Genomic DNA, 23,532 nt, shown 5'->3' on the forward strand with positions numbered 1-23,532 from the left:
CTCGGGGCGTACGGGGATGCCGTCCGGGTCGGCCGTACGGGCGGCGAGCAGGGCGGCCGTGGGCAGCTCGAAGACGGCCTGCACGGGAATCTCCACGCCGAGGACGGTGCGGATCCGGCTGACGAGGCGGACGGCCAGCAGGGAGTGCCCGCCGAGCGCGAAGAAGTCGTCGTCCACCCCCACCCGGGGCACGCCGAGGACCTGCGCGAACGCCGCGCAGAGCAGCTCCTCGCGCGGGCTCGCCGAGCGGACGGCGTCGGGCCCGGTGCCGGTGCCGTGCTCGGGGCGGGGCAGTGCCGCGCGGTCGAGCTTGCCGTTGACCGACAGCGGCAGCCGGTCGAGGGCGACGAAGGCGGACGGGACCAGGTGAGCGGGGAGCCGGGACGCGAGATGGTCGCGCAGTGCTGCGGCCAGGTCCGGGCCGCCGGGCGCGTCGGGGGCGGCCGGGACGACGTACGCGGTGAGCCGTTTGTCGCCGGGGGTGTCCTCGCGGACGACGACCGCCGCCTGGGCGACCCGGGGGTGGCCGGCGAGGTGGGTCTCGACCTCGCCCGGCTCGATGCGGAAGCCGCGGATCTTGACCTGGTCGTCGGAGCGGCCGACGTACAGCAGGCGGCCGTCGAGGGTGCGCCGGACGGTGTCGCCGGTGCGGTACATACGGGTGCCCGCGGGCCCGAACGGGTCGGCCACGAAGCGCTCGGCGGTGCGGCCGTGGCGGTCGAGATAGCCGCGGGCGACGCCGGCTCCGGCCACGTACAGGTCGCCGTCGACGCCGTCCGGTACGGGGTGCAGGCGGGCGTCGAGAACGTAGAGCCGCACGCCGGGCAGCGGGCGGCCGATGGTGGGCGCCGCGCCGGGGCGCAGCGGGCCGTCGGCGGCGGCGATGACGGTGATCTCCGTGGGTCCGTACGCGTTGCCGAGCCAGTGGTCGGCGCCCCACCGGTCGACGAGCGCGGGGCTCAGGGCCTCACCGGCCACGAGCAGGGTCCGCACGCCGGCCAGCCGGTGTGGTTCCGCGACGGCGCCGAGGACGGTGGGCGGGAGCTGGAGGTGGGTGACGCCGTGCCGGGCGACCGTCTCCTCCAGCCCGGCGCCGGGCAGGAGTTCGGCGGCGGGGGCGACCACGAGGCAGGCGCCGGCGGCGAAGGCCGTCATGATCTCCCAGGTCGCGACGTCGAATCCGATCGAGGCGAACTGCAGCAGGCGGCTGCCGCGCTCCAGCTGCGGCCAGGTGAAGGCGAGCAGGTTCACGGCGCCGGCGTGCGGGACGACGACGCCCTTGGGTGTGCCGGTGGAGCCGGAGGTGTAGATGACGTACGCCGGGTGGTCGGGCCGCAGCGGGGCCGGGCGCTCGTCCTGGGTGACCGGGTCCGGGGAGCGGGCGTCGACGGCGGCGCGGACGGCCGGGTCGTCGACGACGATCGGTGCGGGGCCGGGCGGCGGAGCGTGCGCGGGGGTCGTGGCGCTCGCCGCGGTGGTGAGAATGGCCACCGGGGCGGCGTCGGCGCACAGCTGGGCGAGGCGTTCGGCGGGCTGGTCGGGGTCGATCGGCACGTAGGCGGCGCCGGACTTCAGTACCGCCAGCAGCGCGACGATCAGCTCGGGCGAGCGGTCCATGAGGAGGACGACGCGGGCCTCGGGTCCGGCGCCGTGCGCGAGCAGGTGGCGGGCCAGCCGGTTGGCGCGCTCGTCGAGTTCGGCGTAGGTGAGGCGTTCGCGTTCGGTGCCGAAGGCGAGCGCTTCGGCTTCGGGGGTGGCGGCGGCCCGGTCGGCGAACACGTCGGCCAGGGTGGCGGCGGGGTCGGGCCGGCCGGTGTCGTTGAGCTGGACGAGGATGCGGTGCCGTTCGTCGGGGGGCAGCACGTCGATGCCGGCGAGCGGCGCGTGCGGGGCCTGTTCGAGGGCGGTGACCACGCGCTCGGTGGTGGCGAGCAGCAGTCCGGTGACGGCGGCGGGGTCGATCGCTGCGGCGGCCTGCACGGTATAGGCGAGGTCGTGGCCCTCGTCGTCGACGGAGACGAGCAGCGGGTAGTTGGTGCGTTCCCGGAAGGCGAGGACGTCGGTGCCGGCGGGGAGGACGGTCCCCGCGTCACCGGCGGAGTTGTGCCGGTGGTTGAGGACGGTGGTGAACAGCGGCGCGGGCACGGGTACGCCGCTGGCGCGCTGCGCTGCGGCGAGCGAGGCGTGCTCGTGCACCATCAGCTCGGCCAGCTGGGCGTGCATGGCGCGCACCGCTTCGGCTACGCCGGTGTCGGTGATGCGGGTCCGCACCGGCAGGGTGTTGATGAACATGCCCGGGACGCGGTCGCTCCCTCCGCCCTGCATGCGGCCGGAGAGGAGGGTGCCGAACACGACGTCGTCGCGGCCGGAGAGCGCGGCCAGCACCCGGGACCAGACGACGTGCAGGACAGTGGCGGCGCCGACTCCGGCGCGGCGGGCCTGTTCGCGCAGCCGGACGGTGAGGGCCGGATCCAGGGGGGTGCGGCGTTCGGTGACGTCGCGGCCGTCGCCGCGGACCTGGAGCACTCCGAACGGGGCCGTGGGCTCGGTGACATCGCCGAGGACGCGCGCGAAGTGCGCTTCGTGTTCCTCGGCGGGCGTGCCGAGAAGGGCCTGGCCGACATAGGTGCGGTACGGCAGCGGCGCCGGCAGGTCGTCGCCGCGTCCGGCGAGGAGCGCCGTGATCTCGCGGAGGACCAGTTCGAGGGTGGTGTGGTCCTGGGTGATGTGGTGCATGCGGACGAGGAGCAGCCAGCGGTCGGTGCCGGGTTCGGCGGCGGCGCGGGCGTCCATGAGCGGGGCGCGGCGCAGGTCCATGGGGTCGTCGGCGCGGGCGAGGAGCCGTTCGGCGAGTGCGGCGTCGTCGGCCGCTGCCTCGGGGCCGAGGTCGATCTCGGCGACCGGCAGCTCGACGTGCCGGTGCACGACCTGCACCGGATGCGGGAGTCCTTCCCAGGCGAGGCCGGTGCGCAGCACGTCGTGCCGTGCGAGGACACGTGGCCAGGCGGCGAGGAAGGCGTCCAGCAGCGTGCGGGTGTCGAACCGCAGGACGTACCGGACGAGGTACGGGTCGCCCGCGCCGGAGCCGGACCCGGTGTGCACCCGGTGGTGGAAGAACAGCCCTTCCTGGAGCGGGCCGAGCCGGTAGACATCGGCGATGTCCGCGGCGCCGCCGGGGACGGCGGCCGTGACGGTGTCCAGCTCGGCGGCGGTGAGCTGGGCCAGTGGCACCATGTCCGGGGTGATCCGGGTGGCGCCGGGCGGCACGGTGCTCTGCGGGATCTCGACGGGCTCGCGGTCGGCGACGGCGGCGAGCCGGGCCGGTGTGGCGGCGGTGAAGAGGGTGCGGATGTCGACCGGCACTCCGCGGGTGCGCAGTTGCTCGACGAGTTGCACGGCGAGCAGGGAGTGCCCGCCGAGGGCGAAGAAGTCGTCGTCGGCGCCGACCCGTTCCACGCCCAGGACTTCTTCGAAGGCGGCGCAGAGGATCTCCTCGCGGACGGTGGCGGGGCCGCGGCCCTCGGCGGGTCCGGGGCCGGTGGCGGGGGCGGGCAGGGCCGCGCGGTCGAGTTTGCCGTTGACGGTGAGCGGCAGCCGTTCCAGCGGTACGACTGCCGCGGGCACCATGTGGGCCGGCAGCAACCCGGCGACGGCGTCGCGCAGCGACCGGGCCGGCCCGGTGCCGGTCTGCCCGGTGGCGTTTTCCCCGGTGGCGTCGTCGGGGCGGCGGGGGACGACGTAGGCGGTCAGCCGACGGTCGCCGGGGGCGTCCTCGCGGACCACGACCGCGGCTCGGGCGACGCGTTCGTCGGTGAGCAGCGCCGCCTCGACCTCGCCGGGTTCGATGCGGAAGCCTCGCAGCTTGATCTGGTCGTCGGCGCGTCCCAGGTATTCCAGGCCGCCGTCGGGGGTCCGGCGGGCGAGGTCCCCGGTGCGGTACATGCGGGCGCCGGAGGGCCCGAAGGGGCAGGCGACGAAGCGGCCCGCGGTCAGCCCGGGCCGGTGGAGATAGCCGCGGGCGACGCCGGATCCGGTGACGTACATCTCGCCGGGTACGCCGGGGGGCACGGGGCGCAGGTGGGCGTCGAGCACGTGGACGCGGGTGTTGTCCAGGGGCCGGCCGATGGGGCTCGCGCCGTGCGGGCCGGGGCGCGTGCCGGTGTCGCTCGTGCTGGTGTCGAGGGCGAGGTGGGTGACGTGCACGGTGGTCTCGGTGATGCCGTACATGTTCACCAGCAGCGGGGCGCCGGGAGCGTGGCGGGTGTACCAGTCGGCGAGCCGGGCGGTGTCCAGTGCCTCGCCGCCGAGGACGACGAGCCGCAGCTGCGGGCCGGGGCCGGCCTCGGGTTCCCTCGCCTCGGCGTGCGCCAGCTGGTGGAAGGCGGAGGGGGTCTGGCTGAGGACGGTGACGTTCTCGCGGGCGAGGAGGCGCAGGAACTCCCGCGGGGATCGGGAGGTGTCGTGGTCGACGACGACGAGCCGGCCGCCGGTCAGCAGGGCGCCCCACATCTCCCACACCGAGAAGTCGAAGGCGTGCGAGTGGAACCACGTCCACACGTCGCCTGTGTCGAGCCCATAGCGTGCGGCGGCGCCTCGTAGCAGCGCCGTGACCTGGGCGTGGGCGACGACAACGCCCTTGGGGGCGCCGGTGGAGCCGGAGGTGTGGATGACGTACGCCGGGTGGTCGGGCCGCAGCGGGGCCGGGCGCTCGTCCTGGGTGAGCGGGTCCGGGGAGCGGGCGTCGACGGCGGCGCGGACGGCCGGGTCGTCGAGCAGGACGCGGGGGGTGTCCCCGGTTTCGGGGAGCTGCCCGGCGAGTCCGGTGGTGGTGAGCAGGACGGCGGGCGTCGCGTCGGCGAGGAGGGTGCCGATCCGGGCGGCCGGGTATGCGGGGTCGACGGGCAGAAACGCGCCGCCCGCCTTCATGACCGCCAGGAGCGCGGTGACGAGGTCGGGGGTGCGGTCCATGGCGACGGCGACCAGGGTCTCGGGGCCGACGCCCAGCCCGGTCAGGTGGCGGGCCAGCCGGTTGGCGGCGGCGTCGAGTCGTGCGTAGGTGAGGCTGGTGCCGGACGCGGTGACGGCGGCCGCGTCGGGGCGGGCGGCGGCCTGCTCGGCGAAGAGGCCGGGGAGGGTGGCCGCGGGCAGGGCGCGGGTGGGGCCTGCGGACGCCTCGTCCAGCGCGCGGTGCTCGTCGGGGTCGAGGACGTCGACGGCGTGCAGCCGGATGCCGGGGTCGGCGGCGACGGCGTGCAGCACGCGCAGCAGGCGGGCGGCGAACGACTCCACCGTCGCGTGGTCGAACAGGTCGGCGGAGTAGGTGATTTCGACGTGCTGCCCGGCGGGCCCGCCCCGCGCGTCGCGGCGCTCCAGGACCTGGAAGTCGAGGTCGAACTTGGCCAGCGGCAGCTCGGCCGTCTCCGCCGTGGCCGTCAGTCCCGGCAGCTCGACGGCCGCCTCGGGGGCCTGATGCAGGGTCAGGTTGACCTGGAAGAGGGGGTGGCGGGTCAGGGAGCGCTGCGGGGCCAGCTCCGCCACGAGCCGTTCGAAGGGCACGTCCTGGTGCTGCAAAGCCGCCACGGTGGCCTGCCGGACCCGGCCGACGAGCTGGGTGAAGGCGGGATCGCCGGTCAGATCGGTGCGCAGCACCAGCGTGTTGACGAAGAACCCGACCAGGTTCTCCAGGTCGGCCTCGTCACGTCCGGCGACGGGGCTGCCGACGGGGATGTCCTCGCCGGCGCCGAGCTTGGACAGCAGGACGGCGATCGCGGCCCGCCACACCATGAAGAGGGTCGCGTCCTGGGTGCGTGCCAGCTCGGCGAGCTGTCCGTGGAGCCCGGCCGGCACCTCCAGGCGCACGGTGCCGCCGGCGCGCTCCGAGGTGGTGGGGCGGGGCCGGTCTGTGGGCAGGGGCAGTTCCTCGGGAGCGCCGTCCAGGGCCGCGCGCCAGTGGGCGAGTTGGGTGGCCAGCACGCTGTCGGGGTCGTCGGCGTCGCCGAGGAGTTTGCGCTGCCAGAGGGTGTAGTCGGCGTACTGCACCGGCAGCGGTTCCCAGCGCGGCGCGCCCCCGGCGACGCGCGCGGCGTAGGCGGCGGACAGGTCCCGCCACAGCGGGCCGACCGACCAGCCGTCGGCGGCGATGTGGTGCAGGACCAGCACGAGGACGGACTCCTCGGCGCCCGCGGTCAGCAGCCGGGCGTGGCACGGCAGGTCGTGGGCCAGGTCGAAGACGTGCCGCGCGGCACGGCCGATCTCCGCCTCCAGCCGGTCCGAGGGCACGGCGGTGACGGTCAGCGGGTCGCCGATGTCGTCGGGCGGCACGATCTCCTGGACGGGCTCCCCGCCGTGCTGCGGAAAGCGGGTGCGCAGGCTCTCGTGGCGGATGAGCACGTCGGCCAGCGCCGCCCGCAGCGCGGCCGTGTCGAGCCGGCCCGTCAGCCGGAGGACGAGCGGAACGTTGTAGAGGGCGCCGGCCCCCTCCAGCCGGTCCAGGAACCACAGCCGACGCTGCGCGTACGACGCAGGAATCACGTGCACTCCTTAGTGCGGGCGCATCCGGTGAAGGACTGGCAACGGGTGTTCGGGCGGAATGCGGGGCGGTCGGCGATCCCGTGCGCGTCGGGGCCGCACCGGTCTGTGTGTCCGGCTCCACGCCGACCCTTGCGATCGTGCGGGGCCGCGGGGGTGGGGGCATCGGTGGGAGCCACAGTTACGGGACCCCGCGCGGCGCCCGGCGGCGGCGCCTGCCGAGGTCGGGCGCTGAGGGCGGCGCAGGTGCCATGGCGACCGTAACGGCGGGGGTCGCGGATGCCCGTCCGTGCGGAGCGCCGAACCATGGCCTGACGAGATCGGGTGCCGGGCGGGCCGCCGGGCCCGGCGGGCAGGCCGCTTCGGCGCGACGACCGGTGACACGGCGCGGCCCGGCGCGCAGCGCCCTCCTTCGAGATGTACGCCCCTTCGCACTGCGGGAGTGACGCATGACCAGGACCGACTCCGCCGAGACCACTGACGAGGCCGCCGCGGATCTGGCCGCCGAGGCGGCGCTGCTGGAGATCGCCGAGGAGCTGGGGCTGTCCGACCTGCTGGACGGTGCCGAACCGTTCACTCTGGAGCAGGCCGCCGATCTCGCGGCGGTGCCCGCGCCGGGCGCGGCGGCCTATCTGGGTGCTCTGGTCTCGGCGGGCCTGGTCGAACAGGCGGCGCAGGGCGGGCCGTACACGCCCGTCGCCGATCTGGTCGACCGCCGCTACCGGGCCGGCTATCTGTCCTGGGCGCTGAACGCCAACCGCCCCTACATCGACCACGCGGCGCTGTTCCTGCGGGATCCGGAGACGGCGGGCGGGAAGTACGCGCGGGACGGACGGAGGGTCGCGGTCTCCTCGCGGTGGATCGGTTCGCGGGGCTTCTACCCGGGCGTGGTCGAGGAGATCACCTCGGGTGCGCCGCGTCGCGTCGTCGACCTCGGGGCCGGCGCGGCCGGGCTGCTGGTCCGGCTGCTGCGCGAGCTGCCCGACAGCACCGGTGTCGCCCTCGATCTGAGCGCCGCCGCCTGCGACGAGGCCCGGCGGGCCGCGCGGCAGGCGGGGCTGGCCGACCGGCTGGACGTGGTGCACCGCTCCGTCGAGTCGCTCGCCGACGACCCGGCTCCGGTGCGGGGCGCCGACGTGGTGCACGCCGGATTCGTCCTGCACGACGTGGTGGGGCGTCCCGAGGTGCTCGACGGGGTGCTTCGCGCCTGCCGGGAGTCGCTGGCGGAGGGTGGCCGCATGGTGGTGACGGACGCGGTGCCGTACGCGCCGGACCCGCGGGAGCGTGCCTTCAGCGCCTTGTTCAGCTATCTGCACGCCTCGTCGATGGAGGTGGACCTGCCGCCCGAGCAGGTGTGGCACGAGGCGTTCCGCCGCGCCGGGTTCACCGAGGTGTCGAGCAGCCCGCAGCGGATGCCCGGCAGCCGCGTGTTCGTTGCCGCCGGGTGACGCCGGATGACGCCGGATGTCGCCGCCGGGCCGCCGTCGGGAAGGAGCCGCTTGACGATGCCGGACCAGAACACCGCGGCCCGAGCACGCGCCCTCTACGAGGCGCGGGCCCGGCGCGTCCCCGTGCCGCCGTTCACCGACGCCGACCCCTCGCTGGGCATGGACGACGGGTACGCCGTGCAGCAGGAGCTGGTCCGGCTGCTGCTCGCCGACGGCGATCGGGTCGTCGGCTACAAGGCGGGGCTGACGTCCGCGCCGATGCAGGAGATGTTCGGCGTCGGCACCCCGGACTACGGGCCCGTGCTGGCCTCCACCGTGTACGCGGACGGGGCGCGGGTGCCGTTCGGGGATTTCATCGCGCCGAAGGTGGAGGCGGAGCTCGTCTTCCGGCTCGGCGCGCCGCTGCGCGGCCCGGGCGTCACGGTGGCTCAGGCGCGCGGGGCGGTCGCCGAGGTGTCGGCGGGCCTGGAGATCGTCGACTCGCGGATCGCCGACTGGCGCATCGGGCTCGCCGACACCGTCGCCGATCTCGCGTCGAACGGCGCAGTCGTCCTCGGCCGCCCGCTCCCGCCGCCGGCCGGCGCCGATCTGAGGCTGACCGGCATGGCCTTCCGGCGCGGCGGGGAGCTGGTCGCCACCGGCGCGGGCGCCGCGGCCCTCGGCGACCCGCACGCCGTCGTGGCCTGGCTGGCCAACACGCTGGGAGAGCGCGGAGTGGCCCTGGAACAGCACCAGTTGATCATGACGGGCGCGCTGCACGCGGCGGTCCCGATGCGGCCCGGCGACACCTTCACCGCCGAGTTCGACCGGCTGGGCGCCGTCACCCTGCACGTCGACGGCGCGTAGAGACGACGCACGTCCTCGCCGAGGCGGGGCGGGCGACGGGAAAGGCGATACAGCCATGAAACCAAACGGACGACTGTCCGTGGCCGTGCTGGGTGCCGGGCTCATCGGGATCGACCTGGCGGCGAAGGTCGCGCGCTCACGCGCCCTGGAGTGCCGGCTCGTCGTGGCGCGCGCCGCGGACACCCCGGGGCTACGGCAGGCGAGGGCGTCGGGGCTGGCCACGGCGACCGACGGCGTCGGCTCGCTGCTGGCGGCCGACGAGCCCTTCGACGTGGTGTTCGACGCGACCAACGCCATGGCGCACGTCGAGCACGCCGGGCTGCTCGGCCCGCTCGGCAGCACACTGATCGACCTGACGCCGAGTCAGGTCGGGCACATGGTGGTGCCGACGGTGAACGGCGCCGAGGCGGTCGGGCACCGCGACATCAACATGGTCAGCTGCGGCGGCCAGGCGTCGATCCCGCTGCTGCACGCCATCACCCGCCGGCACCGGGTGGACCACGTGGAGGTCGTGACCACGGCGGCCAGCCGGAGCGTCGGCCGGGGCACCCGGCTCAATCTCGACGAGTACGTGGAGACCACGCAGGACGCCGTCCGCGACCTCACCGGTGTGAAGGACGTCAAGGCGATCCTCAACATCAGTCCCGCCCGGCCCCCGGCCACGTTCCGGGTCGCCACCTCGATGGTCGGCCAGGACCTCACGCCCGAGTCGGTGCGCGCCGCCGCCGAGGAGGCGGCCGGCCGGGTGCGGGCTTACGCCGCGGGGTTCGAGATCACGGCGTGCGTCGCGGAGGGCGAGCGGGCCTTCGTCGCCGTGGAGGTCGCCGCCTGCGGCGACCGCATTCCGCGCTACGGCGGCAACCTCGACCTCATCAACTCCGCCGCAGTGCATGTCGCAGAGCTGATCGCGGACGCCCACGGGTCGGCGCCCGCTGTTCCCACCGCCGGTACGGAGACCTCATGAGCCAGCAGACCACCGGCACGGACGACACCGGCCGCGGGCACCTCCTCGTGCACGACCCGACGCTGCGGGACGGCCACCACGCCGTACGCCACCAGCTGACCGCGGCCCAGCTGCGCGGATACGCCGAGGCGGCGGACGCGGCAGGCGTACCGGTGGTCGAGGTCGGGCACGGCAACGGCCTGGGCGCCTCGTCGCTACAGGCGGGCCCGGCGCGGCTGAGCGACGAGGAGATGCTGTCGGTGGTCCGCGAGGCCCTGCCGCACAGCCGTATGGGCGTGTTCATGCTGCCCGGCTGGGGCACCATGCGCGATCTGCGGCGGGCCGTCGCGCACGGCGCAGACGTGGTGCGCATCGGCACCCACTGCACCGAGGCCGACCTCGCCGAGCGGCACCTGGGTCTGCTGCGCGAGGCGGGCGTCGAGGCACACGGCGTGCTGCTGATGAGCCACATGGCCTCGCCCGCTCAACTGGCCGACCAGTGCGCCCGACTGGTCAGCTACGGCGCGCAGGGCGTCGGCATCCTGGATTCCTCGGGCCACTACCTGCCGGCGGACGTGACCGCGCGGATCGCGGCGATGCGCGCCGCTGTGGACGTACCGGTGATGTTCCACGGCCACAACAATCTGGGCATGGCGGTCGCCAACTCGGTGGCCGCTGCCGAGGCGGGCGCGGACATCCTGGACGCTTGCGCCCGCGGCTTCGGCGCGGGGGCCGGGAACACCCAGCTGGAAGTGCTGGTCCCGGTCCTGGCACGGATGGGCTGGCGCACCGGCATCGACGTCTACCGGCTGCTCGACGCGGCGGACGTCGCGGAGCGCGAGCTGATGCCGAAGCCGCCGACGATCGACTCGGTGGGCATCGTCAGCGGCCTGGCCGGGGTGTTCTCCGGGTTCAAGAACCGGGTTCTGGACATCTCGGCGCGGCAGGACGTCGATCCGCGCGATGTGTTCTTCGAACTCGGCCGACGGCAGGCGGTGGCGGGGCAGGAGGACCTGATCGTGGACGTCGCCGTCGGTCTGAGGGAGCGGCGCGCCGGACGAGGGGGGCAGACCGGATGAGACGGGACGGAGGAGCGCAGGTGTACGAGGAGCTCAAGGAGATTCTGGTCGACGAGCTTCAGGTGCGGGCCGAGGACGTCGCTCCGACGGCCGGCCGGGAAGAGGTCGGCCTGGACTCGCTCGCGGCTGTGGAGCTGGCGGCGCTGCTCAGCGGCCGGTACGGCGTGCGGATCCACGACTACGAGGTGCTGGAGGCCGACACCGTCGCGGACGTCGCCGAGCTGCTGGCCGAGCGGCGTGCCCCGGCCTCGGACCGCGCTCCCGGCACTCCCGCTGCGCCGGCTCCGGGAGTCTCATGACGCTGCCCGGCCACAGGCCCGACACGAGTTCGCTGCGCCGCGAGGTCCTGATCTCGCCAGGCATGTGCGGCGCCGGCTCGCTGGTGTTCGGGCAGATCGGCGACTGGACCTGGGAGGCGGTCGCCGCGGCCTGCGGCACGAACGTGCACGCCGCACGCACCGCCGACGGCCGCCCCGCCTATCTGTCGTTCTACTACTACCGGGTGCGCGCCGGCCGCACCCTGCACCCGCACGGCCTGAGCTTCGGCGACGAACTGCGCGTCGACTCCCGGGTGTTCCAGTTCGGCGGCAGGTCCGCCGTCACCCTGCACCGGCTCGCCCCGGCCGGGCTCGACCTGCCCGACGGGCCGTTGGATGCGGCGGAGGTCTACGAGCGGCCCCACCCGGACTGCCTCTACGCGGAGAACTTCAACCGCTGGATCGCCCGCTCCCGCTCCGGCAGCAACGAGAGTCTCGCGCAGACGGCCCCGCCCGACTTCGCCCACCGGCATCTGCCGCGGCTGCCGAACGCCCACTCGCCGCGCTCCCCCGTCGGCCGGGCCCGGGAGGCCGGCTCCTTCCACTCCGCTCCCCCGCCCGGCTTCGCGCCGGCGGGCCCCGGCTTCAGCTGCGGGTACGAGCTCGACACCGTCCGGGACCTGAACGGCGCGGGCCTGGTGTACTTCGCCGCGTACTTCGCCATCTTCGACACCGCCCTGCTGCGGTCGTGGCGCGCGCTGGGCCGGGCCGACGAGCAGTTCCTCCGGCGCCGTGTGGTGGACGAGCGGATCGGCTTCTTCGGCAACGCGGACCCCGGCGCCGCCTTCCGGATCGAGGTGCGGCGCTGGCGCGGCGGGCCCGAGCGGCCCGGCGCGGAGATCGCCGACATGGCGCTGCGGGACGCGGCGTCCGGGCGGCTCCTCGCGGTGGCGTCCATCGAGACCGCCCCGGACGGCGGCGAGGACAGGAACGGGGACGGTCAGGAGAGGTAGTCCTCGGCGCCGCCGGTGCGCACGGTGTCCAGGGTGAAGCAGTGGAAGCCGCCGCCGAAGATCCGCCGGTGCCGGTGCCGGACCGGGACGGCGTCGAAGCCGTGCTGCTCCAGGGTGGCGATGAGGGTCTTGCAGGCGTCGTTGACCAGGACGGTGCGCTCGTCCACGGACAGCACGTTCAGGTCGATGTAGGGGCTGGCCGGGATGGGGTCGCCGTTCTCGTACTGCGGGTAGTCGTCGATGCCGGGCGGCGGCGGCACGATGGTGTCCCAGCCGCGCAGGGCCTGCGGCAGATAGTCGACCACGTCCGCGTCGCGCAGCAGCAGGGTGCCGGGGCGCAGCGGGACGACGACGCTGTCGATATGGCTCTGGGTGAGCCGGTCCATGCGGTGCACGCGGAAGCGCCCTTCGAGGTGGCGTTCCAGCCAGGCGAGGGCCAGCTCGTGGTTGGCGTTGGAGACGTTGACGATCAGGTCGCGGCCCAGGCGCAGGCAGTTGGCGCCATCGATCATGGGTTCCGGGCCGACGTCGTAGGGCGAGTCCTGGGGGTCGAGGGGGACTTCGATGTTCGGCGCCGCGTTCGCCACATTGGCCGGGTCGAACGAGCGGTCGGTCATCATGGGGCGCGGCATGGTCGTCCAGCGGGCGCCCTGCCGGAAGTAGTCCAGGAACACGGGCTTGAGGAACTGCGTCTCGAAGTAGCGGTCGCGCAGCATGGGCGGCGTCTCGATGATCTCGTCACCGAGGACGAGGGTGTTGTCCCGGACGTTGAGCGGCGGCGTGACGGTGGCCTCGAAGGCAGGGGTGGCGACCCGGGTGAGGCCGGGGCCCGGCTGCCGGGGGCGGTGCACGGTGACGCCGAGCGCGGTCAGCTGTGCGGCGAGGCCCTCGACGTCCTCCACCAGTTCGTGGAGGAACCGCTCCTTCATCGCCAGTCGGTGCGGGGAGTTGCGCTCCCGGCGCTCCTCGCTGTCCCGCCAGGTGGACAGGGAGGGGTAGTAGCCGCGGGCGCCGGAGAGGTTGTCGCTGATGAACATGTCGAAGGACATGTCGCGGACGCGGTCGAGGTAGCCGTCCGCGGAGCCGAGGACGACCTCCTTCAGCGGGGTGAAGTCGTCGTAGCTCTTCAGGCGCATCGACGGTGACCTTTCGTGTCGGTGAGGCGGGGTTCGGTGGTGTGGCGCGCGCCGCTCATGCCGCGGCCTCCTTACGGAGAAAGGCCACGAGCCGCCGGACGCCCGTCTCGATCCGGTCGGGGTCCAGATAGCTGCACGACAGCCGCAGCTGCCGCTCGCCGTTTCCGGTGAGGGAGAACTGGCTCATCGGCGTCCACAGCACGCCGTAGTCGGCGGCGGACACCTCCAGCAGGGCGAGGTCGGCGGGGACCGGGAGGTCGACGCGCACGAAGAACCCGCCGGCGGGGCGGTGCCAGGCGATACCGGGCGGCAGGCCGTCGGCGAGGTGCCGGTCCAGCGCTTCGAGCAGGCAGTCGAGGTTGCGCCGGTAGCGCTCCGCCTTGCGGCGGGCGAGCGCGGTCAGGGAGCGCCCGTGGTCCAGCAGCAGGCCGCCGACGACCGCCTGGGCCAGCGGTGGGGTGTTGACGGTGACCATCGTCTTGAGGTCGGCCAGCTCCTCGGCCAGCAGCCGCTCCCCGTCCGGGTGCCGGACGCGCTGGTCGGCGACGGCGTAGCCGACGCGGGCGCCGGGGAAGCCCACCTTGGCGAAGGTGCCGACGTGGATCACCCGGCGCCGGCTGTCGAGTGCCTTGAGCCCCGGCAGGGTGTCGTCCTCGGCCGCGGTGAAGCCGTACGCGTTGTCCTCGATGAGCAGCAGGTCCTCGCGGGCCGCCAGTTCGAGCAGCCGGTGCCGCAGGTCGAGGCGCATGCGGGCGCCGCCGGGGTTGGAGAAGTCGGGGGTGACGTAGCAGGCCCGGACCCGGCGGCCCTCCCGCCGGGCCTCGCGGCACCGGGCGGCGAGGTCGTCGATGTCCGGTCCGGCGGGCCCCTCCCGCACGGGGGCCACGGGGATGTCGAGCAGCCGGGCCGCGCCGGTGATGCCGACGTAGCAGGGGTCGGTGACGGCGAGGACATCGCCGCCACCGGCGGCGCCGGGGTGCCGGAACAGGGCGCGGAGCGTCAGCAGCAGCGCTTCCTGGGCGCCGACGGTGATGACGATCTCGCGGGGGTCGGCACGGATGCCCTGGTCCCCGGCGAGCGCCTCGGCGACCAGGCCGTTGATCAGGCCCTGCGCGGGCCCGTACTCGTACAAGATGCGCTCCGCGCGGGCCGGGTCCAGGCCGCGGTCGGCGACGAGGTGGTCGACGAACCGGTCGGCCAGCGCCCGGGTGTCCAGGTCCCGCACGAACTCCGGGTGCGGGGCGCCGGGTGCGAAGGAGATGGCGTCGGGGTGGCGGCCCATCACCTCGTTGAGGAAGCCGATCGAGCCGAGGAGCGGGTCCTGGAGCGCACCGTGCAGGTCCTGCGCGTGCAGGTCGGGCGCGGCGGTCACGACCGGCTCCGCGCGGCGGCGCGCCGCCGCTCCCGCTCCTGCCACCGGTGCTCCACCTTGGCCAGGACGTCCGGCGCGTAGGCGCGTTGCGCCTGGGCGACCGCGAACTCGGCGAGATAGGTGCGGAACAGGTCGAGGGGTTCCTCGGCGACGGCGAGCATGTGCCGGTTGGCGCCGACGGCGGGCGCCGACAGGGCCCGCACGGCCCGCTCGACCGTCTCGTCCATGCCGTGCACGGGCACGATCTCGTCGCAGACGAGCCGGGCCTCCGGGTCGGTCGCCGCGATGCGCCGCCCGCCGAGCACCACTTGGCGGGCGAGGCGGGCCCCGGTGTGCCGGGTGAGCCGGAGGTTGCCGAGCCCTGGCACGATGCCCTCCTCGGCGGCGGGCAGGCTGACGTAGGCGTCCTGTCCGGCGATGACGTGGTCGAGGACGAGGAGGAGCTGCATGCCGCCGCCGATGGCGAAGGTGTCGACGGCGCCGATCCACGGCTTGCTCGTGACCCGCTCGCCCCACGCGCCGCCGGGCTCCGGGCCGGTCAGCAGGCCCCGCAGGATCTTGTGGAGGTAGCCGAGTTCGCGGCCGAGGAGGAACTCGACGAACGGGATCCGCCCGTCGCGCAGGTCGGTGAGGTCGATACCCGCGCTGAAGACGCGCCGTCCCCGGTATTTGGGGTGGTCGACGGGGCCGCCGCGCAGCACGCCCACCGTGACCGCGTCGTCCAGGAGGGCCAGGTCGACGGCGGTGTCGAGATCGCCGATGAGCCGCTCGTCCTCGGCGTTGAGCCGCTCGGCGTTGCGGAACTCCACGTGCGCCGCCGAGCCGCGGCGGGTCACGAGCACGGTGTCCAGCGCGGCGCGTCCCTCGGCGCGGAAGCCGTCGAGGAGGGTCAGGGCTCGCGGGGTGGGCCGCAGCATCGTCTCGACCAGGTGCCGCCCTGCGGTGGGCGAGCGCAGCACGGCGCCGCAGAACAGGCCCTGGTCGATCTCGCGGCCCTCCTTGTGCGCCTGAACGGATGCGCGTTCGGCGGCCATCTGCTGACGGGTGGGCACCAGGCCGGGGAAGCGGTCGGCGGCCTCGTACACGAGGTCCGGCAGCCGGACGGAGCGGGTCAGCCCACCGGTGAGCAGCCCGTAGGCCGTCTCGGTGTGGCGGGCGAGGAAGGCGCGGCGGGCGCGGCGGGCGGCGGCGTGGACGGCGGCGGCCCGGTTCCGGTCGGCGGGGGTGCGGTCGGGCACGGGCGGCAGCGCGGCCAACTGCCGCTCTCCTTCCTCGACGTACGTGGCGAGGAGCGTGGCGTCCTGCTCGATGCCGCCGTCGAGGAGGAGGGGCGCTGCGGTCATCCGGCGGCCTCCGCTCGCGGCGCGGCCGGGCTCTGGGCGGTGCGCAGCCGCCGCAGCTCGCGGTCGCAGGCGGCGAGATGGGCGCCGAGCGCGTCGTCGTACTCGGCGGACGCGGCCTCCTCCAGGAGCCGCCGCCGGATCCGGGTCTCCTCGTCGGACAACCGGCCGCGCAGCACCGCCGCAGCGTGCACGGCCTCCGTCAGGTCGTCGCTGACCTGGTCGACGAGGCCGAGCTCGGTGGCCTCGGCCACGGGGATGTCGGTGCCCCACAGCACGATGCGGCGGGCCCGGGCCAGACCGATGTGGTGCACGAGGCGGTAAAGGGACATGCCGGGCCAGAAGTGGCCGTCGTTGACGGGCAGCATGAGGGTCAGGTCGGGGGTGCCGATCCGGAAGTCGGCGGCGAGCAGCAGGTCGAGGACCGGCCCGCCGCAGGTGCCCTCCGCCACGGCGATGATGACGGTGTCGAGGCGCTCCAGCCGGCGCACGGCACGCTCCCAGCGGCTGACGTCCCGGACCGAGACGTCGCCGGGCCACTCGCGCGGCCGGACCGGAGCGGGCGGGAAGCGGAGGACGACGACCGTCCGCGCCCGCAGGTCCTCCACCTCCTCGCACACGGCGTTCACGGCCGCGGTCAGCTCGGGCAGCGGCCTGCCGCCGTCCAGCCGGGCGGAGACGCCCAGCTCGTCGGGCAGCCCGGTCCGGTCGGGCTCCGTCTTCATGTCAGCAGTGATCCCTTCCGTCACCAGCCCACCAGGGCCGTCTCGATGGTCGACCCCGGCCCCATGGTCATCAGCACCCCGAGGTCGCCGGGCCGGGCGGCCCTCTCGTCGCGCAGCCGCTCGTAGGAGAACAGGAACGAGCCGCTGGAGAGGTTGCCGTGGTCCCGCAGCACGCCGGTGGTGTGCCGCACGTCGTGCCGGGACAGGCCGAGGTTCACGCGCACCGCGTCGATGACCTTCTTGCCGCCGGAGTGCAGCGCCCAGTGTGTGATGTCGGCCGCGCGCACCCCGGCGTCCGCGAGGAGCCGCGAGACGGCGGTCTCGGCGTGGGCGCCGATGACGTAGGGGATCTCGGGGTCGAGGTAGAAGCTGAACTTGCCGTGCGCGTCGTCCCAGTCGTAGCGCATCGCGCCGACCGCCTCGGGGATGAGGTGGCTGGCGAAGCGCAGCAGGGCCGGGGCCGCGCGCCCTGCGCCGTCCGGTTCCGATCCCGGTTTCGGGGTGCGTACGGCGACGGCCGCCGCTCCGTCGCCGAAGAGGCTGTTGACGACCGCGGAGCGCATCGTGCCGTCGAAGACGTACGCGGCGGAGCACGCCTCGACACAGACCATGAGCGCCAGTTCGCCGGGGTGTCCCGCGGCCCATGCGGACACGGCGTTCAGGGCGTTGAGGCCGGCGTTGCAGCCCATGCCGACCACGTCCAGCCGCTGGCAGAACCGCTCGATGCCGAGCTCCTTGATGAGCAGCGCCGAGAAGCCCGGCGCGAGGAAGCCGGTGGAGGTGACGCAGCACAGGTAGCGGATGTCGGCGAGGGTGGCCCCGGTGTCCTCCAGGCAGCGCTCGATGGCCTCCTGACCCATCCGCAGCCCGGTCCCGGTGTGCTTGCGCAGCAGCTCGCCCTGGGTCTCGGTGGCGGGCGCGCCGTCGGGGCCGGGCGGCGGCAGGGTGAGGTTGCGCCGCTCGATCGCGCCGCCGAGGAAGACGGAGCGGATGCGGGGGTCGGTGATGCCGAAGGTGTCGAGAAGTTCCCGCTGCGTGTAGGAGTCGGGGGGCACGGCGGTGCCGACGCCGACGAGGCCGGGCGCGTGGGGTGCCGGTCCCTGGGTTGCTCGCACGATCTCCTCCGTATGCCGCCGTACGACGTCCGCTGGAGAAACGGGCCGACTGTTCATCTCCACCTCGGTGTGCATGCGATCCTCCATGAGGGCGCCGCGCACGGCACCAGTGCTCGCCGCAGTTACGCGCGGGCGTGGGCGCGGGTCCGTCCGTCCATCCGTCCGGGAGACCCACAGCCACGGCTGCGGCGCGGTCAGTCCCGGCTGCGCGGGCGCAGCCGGGGGCGCTGCCGGGCGCGCGGGGTGTCGTACAGCCCGAGCAGGTGTGCGGCCAGGGTGTCCGGCGTGGGGTGGGCGAAGACGGCGGCGGCGCTGACCTGGATGCCGGTGGCGGCGGCAAGCCGGTTGCGCAGCCGGGTGGCGGTGAGGGACTCGAACCCCATCTCGACGAAGCCGCGGCGGGGGTCGATGGCTTCCGCCGTGCCGTGCCCGAGGACCACGGCGGCGTGGCTGCACACGACGCGCAGCAGCTCCGCCTCGCGTTCGGCCGGGGGCCTGGCCCGGAGCCGGCGCCCGAATTCCTCCGGGCCGTACGGGCTCGGGGGCTCCGCTGCCCTGGCCGCCCGGCGGACGGCGGGAATACCGTCCAGGACGCGGGCGAGGGGGCGGGCCCGGGGGTCGTCGGTGAGGTGTCCGGCAAAGCGCGGCCAGTCGGCGTCGAGGACGGCGACACGGCTGTCCCCGGCGGCCACGGCTCGCTCCAGCGCCCGCAGGGCGAGGCCGGGCTCCATCGGGGCGAGGCCGCCGACTGCGGCGGTGCGGCCGGCCGCACCGCCCGCGACCGCCGCGTCGGCGTCGGCGTCGGCGTCGGCGTCGGCGTCGGCGTCGGCGTCGGCCCACGGTCCCCAGGCTATGCAGGTCACCGGCAGCCCCGCGGCGCGCCGTTCTTCGGCGAGCGCTTCCACCAGGGCGTTCGCGACGGCGTCGTTGGCCCGTCCTGCGGTGCCGACGGTGCCGGAGAAGGACGAGAACAGCACGAAGGCGGTGAGGTCCTGGTCCCGGGTGAGGTCGTGCAGGTGCCGGGCGGCCCGGGACCTGGCCCGCGCCACCGCCTGGAACCGTGCCGTGGTCATCCCGCCGAGGTCGCCGTGGTCGAGGACGCCCGCGGTGTGCACGACGGCGGTCAGCGGCCGGTCCGCCGGGATGCCGTCCAGCAGCGCTGCGACGGCGGCGCGGTCGCCGACGTCGCAGGCCACGAGGGAGATGTGGGCGCCGAGGGCGGTGAGTTCGGCGCGCAGCGCGGCGGCGCCGTCGGCGTCGGGTCCGCGCCGGGAGGCGAGCAGGAGGTGCCCCGCACCGGCGCGTGCGAGCCGCAGGGCGACCTGCCGGCCGAGGGTGCCGGTACCGCCGGTGATCAGGACGGTGCCGGTCGACGGCCACGGACCGGAGGCAGGGGTCGCGGTGCGGGTGGCGGCGGGAGCGGGGGCAGGACCTGGGTCGGGCGCGGGGCGCGAGCCGGACGCGGGCCCCGGAACCGGGTCGGCGTCCGGAACAGAGGCGGCGTCCGGAACAGGGACGGTGGCCGGGACGCGGGCGGGCACGGTGTCCGGGACGACTCGGCGGGCGAAGACTCCGCTGCCGCGGACCGCGAGCTCGCTCTCCCCCAGGTCCTGCGCCAGCACGGCGCCGAGCCGGTCGCCCACCCAGCCGTCGAGCTGCTCGGGCAGATCGACGGTACCGGCCCACTGCTCGGGCGTCTCCAGGACGGCGACACGGCCGAGTGCCCGCACCGCGAACTGCTCGGGCGCGCGCACCCGTTCGGCGCCGCCGACGGCGGCGGCCGACCTGGTCGCGTGCCACACGGGGGCGCTCACACCGGTCTCCTCCAGGGCTCGCAGCAGCGCCAGGGTGAGGACCACACCCCGGGGCACCGCGTCGTACTCGGGGTCGGGCCCGGCGGCGAGCGCGAGCAGGGACAGCACCCCGGAGACGGATCCGGCCGCGGCCAGCGCACCGGCGAGTTCCCCGGCGGCGCGGTCGGGATGCGCGACGGTCACGGTCGCCGTGGCCGCGCCTGCGGCGGACAGCGCCTCGGTGACGCCGGTGACCCAGGGGTCGGTGGCGAGCCGCTCCGGGACGGCGACGAGCCAGGTCCCGGCCGGCTCGGCGGCCGGGACCGGGAGGGTGACCGGCGTCCAAGTGGTGCGGTAGCGCCAGCCGTCGACGAGCGCGTCGTCCTCGCGGCGGCGCCGGTGGGCGGCGAGCAGCGGCAGCAGCATGGCGGCGCTCTCCGCGTCGCCGGCGGCCAGTTCGGCGGCGAGCGCCGCGTCGTCATCGCGCGCCGCGTCGCTGCGCAGCCGGCCGTCGGGGGTGTCGTCGCGGGGCGCGGCGGCCCTGTGGGAGGGCAGCCAGTAGTCCGCCCGCTGGAAGGCGTACGTCGGCAGGCGTACGGGGCGCGGCGCACGGCCGGGTGTGCGGGCGACGGCGGACCAGTCGACGTCCGTGCCGCGGACGAACAGGTGGCCGAGCGCCTCGGTCAGGGTCGCCGTCTCCTCGGCGTCCGGGCTCAGCGCGGGCAGGAACTCCGCCTCGGGCGCGCAGTCCTGGCCGAGGGCCGACAGCACGCCGTCCGGGCCCAGTTCGAGGAAGCTGGTGCAGCCCCGGGCGGTGAGCGCTGCCACCCCGTCGGCGAACCGGACCGGTTCCCGGATGTGCCGGACCCAGTGGTCCGGTCCGCACGGGCGGTCCTCGGGCAGCGGCTCGCCGGTCAGGTGGGACATCACGGGCAGCTCGGGCGCGGCGAAGTCCAGTCGGCTCACCTCGTCCCGGAACGCGGTCAGTGCGGGATCCATCAGCGGCGAGTGGAAGGCGTGCGACACATCGAGCCGTTTCGTTTCGACACCGCGTTCGCGCAGCACGCCGGCGACCTGCTCGACGGCGTCGCGCATGCCGGAGAGGACGACGGCCTCGGGCCCGTTGACGGCGGCCACGGCGACCTCGTCCTCCCGGCCGGCGAGCAGCGGCAGCACGTCGGCCTCGGCGGCCCGGACGGCCACCATGGTGCCGCCTTCCGGCAGTTCCTGGATGAGCCGGCCGCGCGCCGCGACGAGCGCGCAGGCGTCGGCGAGGGTGAGCACTCCGGCGACGTGCGCGGCGACGACCTCGCCGATGGAGTGCCCGGCCACGGCGTCGGCCCGTACGCCCCAGGCTTCGACGAGCCGGTAGAGCGCGGTCTCGACGGCGAACAGGCCGCATTGGGCGTACAGGGTGCGGGACAGCTCGCGCTCCGCCCCCTCGTGCACACCGAGCACGACGTCGCGCACGGCCGGCCGGCCCGGCAGCAGCGCGTCGAAGTGGGCGCAGGCCGCGTCGAAGGCGTCGGCGAAGACGGGGTAGGCGGCATACAGCGTGCGCCCCATGCCGACGCGCTGGCTGCCCTGCCCGGTGAAGAGCACGGCCGTGCGCGCCGTGGTGGCGGTGCCGGTCACGAGCCGCGGCGCCGACCGCCCGTCGGCCAGCGCCGCGAGCCCCGCGGCGAGGTCCTGCTGCCCCTCGCCGAGCACGACTGCCCGGTGCTCGAACACCGACCGCTGGGTCGCCAGGGCCGCCGCGACGTCCGCCGGGCCGGCGGGCGCGCCGGGGTGCACCGCGTGCCGCCCGCCGCGCAGTTGGGCGAGCAGGCGCCGCGCCTGGTCCCGCAGTGCGGGGGCGGAGCGCGCCGAGACGATCCACGGCACGGTCGTCGGGGCCGCGGGGGGCGAGGGCGCAGGGGCGTTCTTCTCCTCGGTCTCCTCCTCGGCCTTCTCCCCGGTCGGGTCCTCGACCGGGTCCTCGACAGGGGCCTCGACCGGGGCCTCTTCGACGATGACGTGCGCGTTGGTGCCGCTGATGCCGAACGAGGAGACGGCGGCGCGCCGCGGCCGGTCCCCCGCGGGCCAGTCCACTGCTTCCCTCAGCAGCGCGACGTCGCCATCGGACCAGTCGACGTGTTCCGAGGGCCGGTCGAGGTGCAGTGAGGCGGGCAACACGCCGTGCTCCAGGGCCTGCACCATCTTGATGACGCCGGCCGCTCCCGCCGCGGCCTGGGTGTGCCCGAGGTTCGACTTGACCGAGCCGAGCCACAGCGGCCCCCGGCCACTGCCGTGGCTGCCGCGGTCCTGTCCGTACGTCGCCAGTACGGCCTGGGCCTCGATGGGGTCCCCGAGCCTGGTGCCGGTGCCGTGCGCCTCCACGGCGTCCACGTCCGCCGGGCCGAGCCGGGCGTCCGCGAGGGCGGCCCGGATGACGCGCTGCTGGGCGGTTCCGTTCGGGGCCGACAGCCCGTTGGAGGCGCCGTCCTGGTTCGTCGCCGTGCCACGGACAACGCCCAGGACGCGGTGCCCGTTGCGGCGGGCGTCCGACAGCCGCTCGACCAGCAGCACACCCGCGCCTTCGGCCAGCGAGGTCCCGTCGGCGTCCTCGGAGAACGCCTTGCAGCGGCCGTCGGCGGCCAGGCCGCGCTGTCGGCTGAAGCCCATCAGCGCGCCGGGTCCGGGCATCACGGCGACGCCTCCGGCCAAGGCGAGGTCGCACTCGCCGGTGCGCAGCGACCGTACGGCCATGTGCAGGGCCACGAGGGAGGACGAGCAGGCGGTGTCCACGGTGACCGCGGGCCCCTCCAGGCCGAGGACGTAGGCGAGCCGCCCGGACACCACGCTGCCGGCGGTGCCGGTGAGCAGATGCCCCTCGGCGCCCTCGCCGGCCTCACCGGCCTCCCCGGCCTCGTGCAGCCGGGGGCCGTACTCCTGGTAATGGGCGCCGACGAACACGCCGGTCCGGCTGCCGCGCAGCGCGGCCGGAACGATGCCGGCGCGCTCGACCGCTTCCCAGCCGGTCTCCAGCAGGAGACGCTGCTGCGGGTCCATGGCCAGCGACTCGACAGGCGAGATGCCGAAGAACTCTGCGTCGAAGCGGCCCGCGTCGTAGAGGAATCCGCCCTCGCGGACGTAGATCCGGCCAGGTGCGTCCGGATCGGGGTCGTGCAACGCGTCGAGGTCCCACCCTCGGTCGGTGGGCAGTCCTCCGATCGCGTCCCCGCCGGAGGCGACGAGCCGCCACAGCTCCTCGGGTGTGGTCACACCGCCGGGATAGCGGCAGGCCATGCCGACGATGGCGATCAGGTCGTGGTCCTCGGAGCGGTCGGTGGCATCGAGGGCCCGAGCGGCGGGGGCAGCCGGGAGGGCCGCACCTTCCGCGCCGGGGGCGTCCGGGCCGACGAGCTCCGTGAGGAGGTGCCCGGCGAGGGCGCTGCCGTTCGGATGGTCGAAGGCGAGCGTGGCGGGCAGCCGCAGGCCGGTCGCGGTGTTGAGCCGGTTGCGGAGGTCGACGGCCGTCAGGGAGTCCAGCCCGAGGTCCTTGAACGCCAGGTCCGGTGTGACGGAGTCCGGGTCGGCGTGCCCGAGGACGGCCGCGACCTGGGCTCGTACGAGGTCGAGCAGCGTGTTCCGGCGGTCGTTCGGACGCTGGGCGAGCAGCCGCTGCCGCAGCGCGGTCGGCCCGTCGGTGCCGGGAGCGGTCTCCGCCGCTGCGAGGGCACGTCGGCGGGGGGCCGCGGGGCGGGGCACCAGGTGGCGCAGCAGGGGGTGCAGCGGGGCGTTCGGATCGGCCGTACCGAGGGCACGGGCGTCGGGACGGGCGGCCAGCAGGAGGCTCTCGGGAGACTCGGTCGCGCGGTCGAACAGCTCCAGGCCGTCCCGGGTGGACAGCGCTTGGAACCCGGTGCGGGCGATGCGCGTGAGGTCGGTGTCTTCG

13 protein-coding genes are annotated in these 23,532 nt (G+C 75.0%); 6 read left to right on the forward strand and 7 right to left on the reverse strand.

Annotation, left to right across the window (positions count from 1 at the left end):
* Window positions 1-6,531: non-ribosomal peptide synthetase (locus SCA03_RS32090; protein WP_170223864.1), on the reverse strand; the 6,531-nt coding region annotated here is incomplete at its 3' end.
* Window positions 6,532-6,977: 446 nt separating this feature from the next.
* Between SCA03_RS32090 and SCA03_RS32095 the strand changes: the two genes are divergently transcribed.
* Genes SCA03_RS32095 through SCA03_RS32120 form a run of 6 tightly spaced genes read left to right on the forward strand, consistent with a single transcriptional unit; the run spans window position 6,978 to window position 12,114 of the window.
* Window positions 6,978-7,976, forward strand: coding sequence for a class I SAM-dependent methyltransferase (locus SCA03_RS32095; protein ID WP_086817093.1), 999 nt, complete (start codon window positions 6,978-6,980; stop codon window positions 7,974-7,976).
* 57 nt (window positions 7,977-8,033) lie between these two features.
* The gene (locus SCA03_RS32100; RefSeq protein ID WP_086817095.1) at window positions 8,034-8,822 is read left to right on the forward strand and encodes a 2-keto-4-pentenoate hydratase; all 789 of its coding nucleotides are present in this window, start codon (window positions 8,034-8,036) and stop codon (window positions 8,820-8,822) included.
* 55 nt (window positions 8,823-8,877) lie between these two features.
* Window positions 8,878-9,786 carry an acetylating acetaldehyde dehydrogenase gene (locus SCA03_RS32105; protein ID WP_086817097.1) on the forward strand — a complete coding sequence of 303 codons (909 nt, stop codon included), beginning with the start codon at window positions 8,878-8,880 and terminating at the stop codon, window positions 9,784-9,786.
* A complete protein-coding gene (dmpG, locus tag SCA03_RS32110) occupies window positions 9,783-10,844 on the forward strand; it encodes a 4-hydroxy-2-oxovalerate aldolase (RefSeq protein ID WP_086817099.1) in 1,062 nt (353 codons plus the stop codon). Before SCA03_RS32105 ends, dmpG begins: the two co-directional genes overlap by 4 nt.
* A 20-nt stretch (window positions 10,845-10,864) precedes the next feature.
* Complete coding sequence (locus SCA03_RS32115; protein ID WP_158102334.1) at window positions 10,865-11,143, forward strand: acyl carrier protein; 279 nt, start codon at window positions 10,865-10,867, stop codon at window positions 11,141-11,143.
* The gene (locus tag SCA03_RS32120; protein ID WP_086817103.1) at window positions 11,140-12,114 is read left to right on the forward strand and encodes an LnmK family bifunctional acyltransferase/decarboxylase; all 975 of its coding nucleotides are present in this window, start codon (window positions 11,140-11,142) and stop codon (window positions 12,112-12,114) included. The genes SCA03_RS32115 and SCA03_RS32120 overlap by 4 nt, the downstream gene beginning before the upstream one ends.
* Here SCA03_RS32120 and SCA03_RS32125 read toward each other — a convergent pair.
* The 6 genes from SCA03_RS32125 to SCA03_RS32150 form a co-directional block, all read right to left on the reverse strand.
* On the reverse strand, window positions 12,102-13,250 hold the full coding sequence (locus SCA03_RS32125) for a glycine amidinotransferase (RefSeq protein WP_086817105.1): 1,149 nt from the start codon (window positions 13,248-13,250) through the stop codon (window positions 12,102-12,104). The genes SCA03_RS32120 and SCA03_RS32125 overlap by 13 nt on opposite strands.
* A gap of 55 nt (window positions 13,251-13,305) precedes the next feature.
* On the reverse strand, window positions 13,306-14,667 hold the full coding sequence (locus SCA03_RS32130) for an aminotransferase-like domain-containing protein (RefSeq protein ID WP_230989052.1): 1,362 nt from the start codon (window positions 14,665-14,667) through the stop codon (window positions 13,306-13,308).
* Window positions 14,619-15,965, reverse strand: a complete 1,347-nt coding sequence (gene dpgC / locus SCA03_RS32135; RefSeq protein WP_086817107.1) for a (3,5-dihydroxyphenyl)acetyl-CoA 1,2-dioxygenase DpgC — start codon at window positions 15,963-15,965, stop codon at window positions 14,619-14,621. Before dpgC ends, SCA03_RS32130 begins: the two co-directional genes overlap by 49 nt.
* Window positions 15,962-16,687 carry an enoyl-CoA-hydratase DpgB gene (gene dpgB, locus SCA03_RS32140; RefSeq protein WP_030891407.1) on the reverse strand — a complete coding sequence of 242 codons (726 nt, stop codon included), beginning with the start codon at window positions 16,685-16,687 and terminating at the stop codon, window positions 15,962-15,964. Before dpgB ends, dpgC begins: the two co-directional genes overlap by 4 nt.
* Before the next feature lie 20 nt (window positions 16,688-16,707).
* Window positions 16,708-17,802, reverse strand: coding sequence for a 3,5-dihydroxyphenylacetyl-CoA synthase DpgA (dpgA, locus tag SCA03_RS32145; protein WP_230989053.1), 1,095 nt, complete (start codon window positions 17,800-17,802; stop codon window positions 16,708-16,710).
* A 194-nt stretch (window positions 17,803-17,996) separates the two neighbouring features.
* Window positions 17,997-23,532: SDR family NAD(P)-dependent oxidoreductase (locus SCA03_RS32150; RefSeq protein WP_141275810.1), on the reverse strand; the 5,536-nt coding region annotated here is incomplete at its 5' end.

Source organism: Streptomyces cacaoi (assembly GCF_006539165.1).
In the GTDB taxonomy this organism is placed as follows: Bacteria; Actinomycetota; Actinomycetes; order Streptomycetales; family Streptomycetaceae; genus Streptomyces; species Streptomyces cacaoi.

Coding starts and splice junctions, on each gene's coding strand:
- SCA03_RS32095 (WP_086817093.1), top strand. CDS start 6,978: ATGACCAGGACCGACTCCGCCGAGACCACTGACGAGGCCGCCGCGGAT.
- SCA03_RS32100 (WP_086817095.1), top strand. CDS start 8,034: ATGCCGGACCAGAACACCGCGGCCCGAGCACGCGCCCTCTACGAGGCG.
- SCA03_RS32105 (WP_086817097.1), top strand. CDS start 8,878: ATGAAACCAAACGGACGACTGTCCGTGGCCGTGCTGGGTGCCGGGCTC.
- dmpG (WP_086817099.1), top strand. CDS start 9,783: ATGAGCCAGCAGACCACCGGCACGGACGACACCGGCCGCGGGCACCTC.
- SCA03_RS32120 (WP_086817103.1), top strand. CDS start 11,140: ATGACGCTGCCCGGCCACAGGCCCGACACGAGTTCGCTGCGCCGCGAG.
- SCA03_RS32125 (WP_086817105.1), bottom strand. CDS start 13,250: ATGCGCCTGAAGAGCTACGACGACTTCACCCCGCTGAAGGAGGTCGTC.
- dpgC (WP_086817107.1), bottom strand. CDS start 15,965: ATGACCGCAGCGCCCCTCCTCCTCGACGGCGGCATCGAGCAGGACGCC.
- dpgB (WP_030891407.1), bottom strand. CDS start 16,687: ATGAAGACGGAGCCCGACCGGACCGGGCTGCCCGACGAGCTGGGCGTC.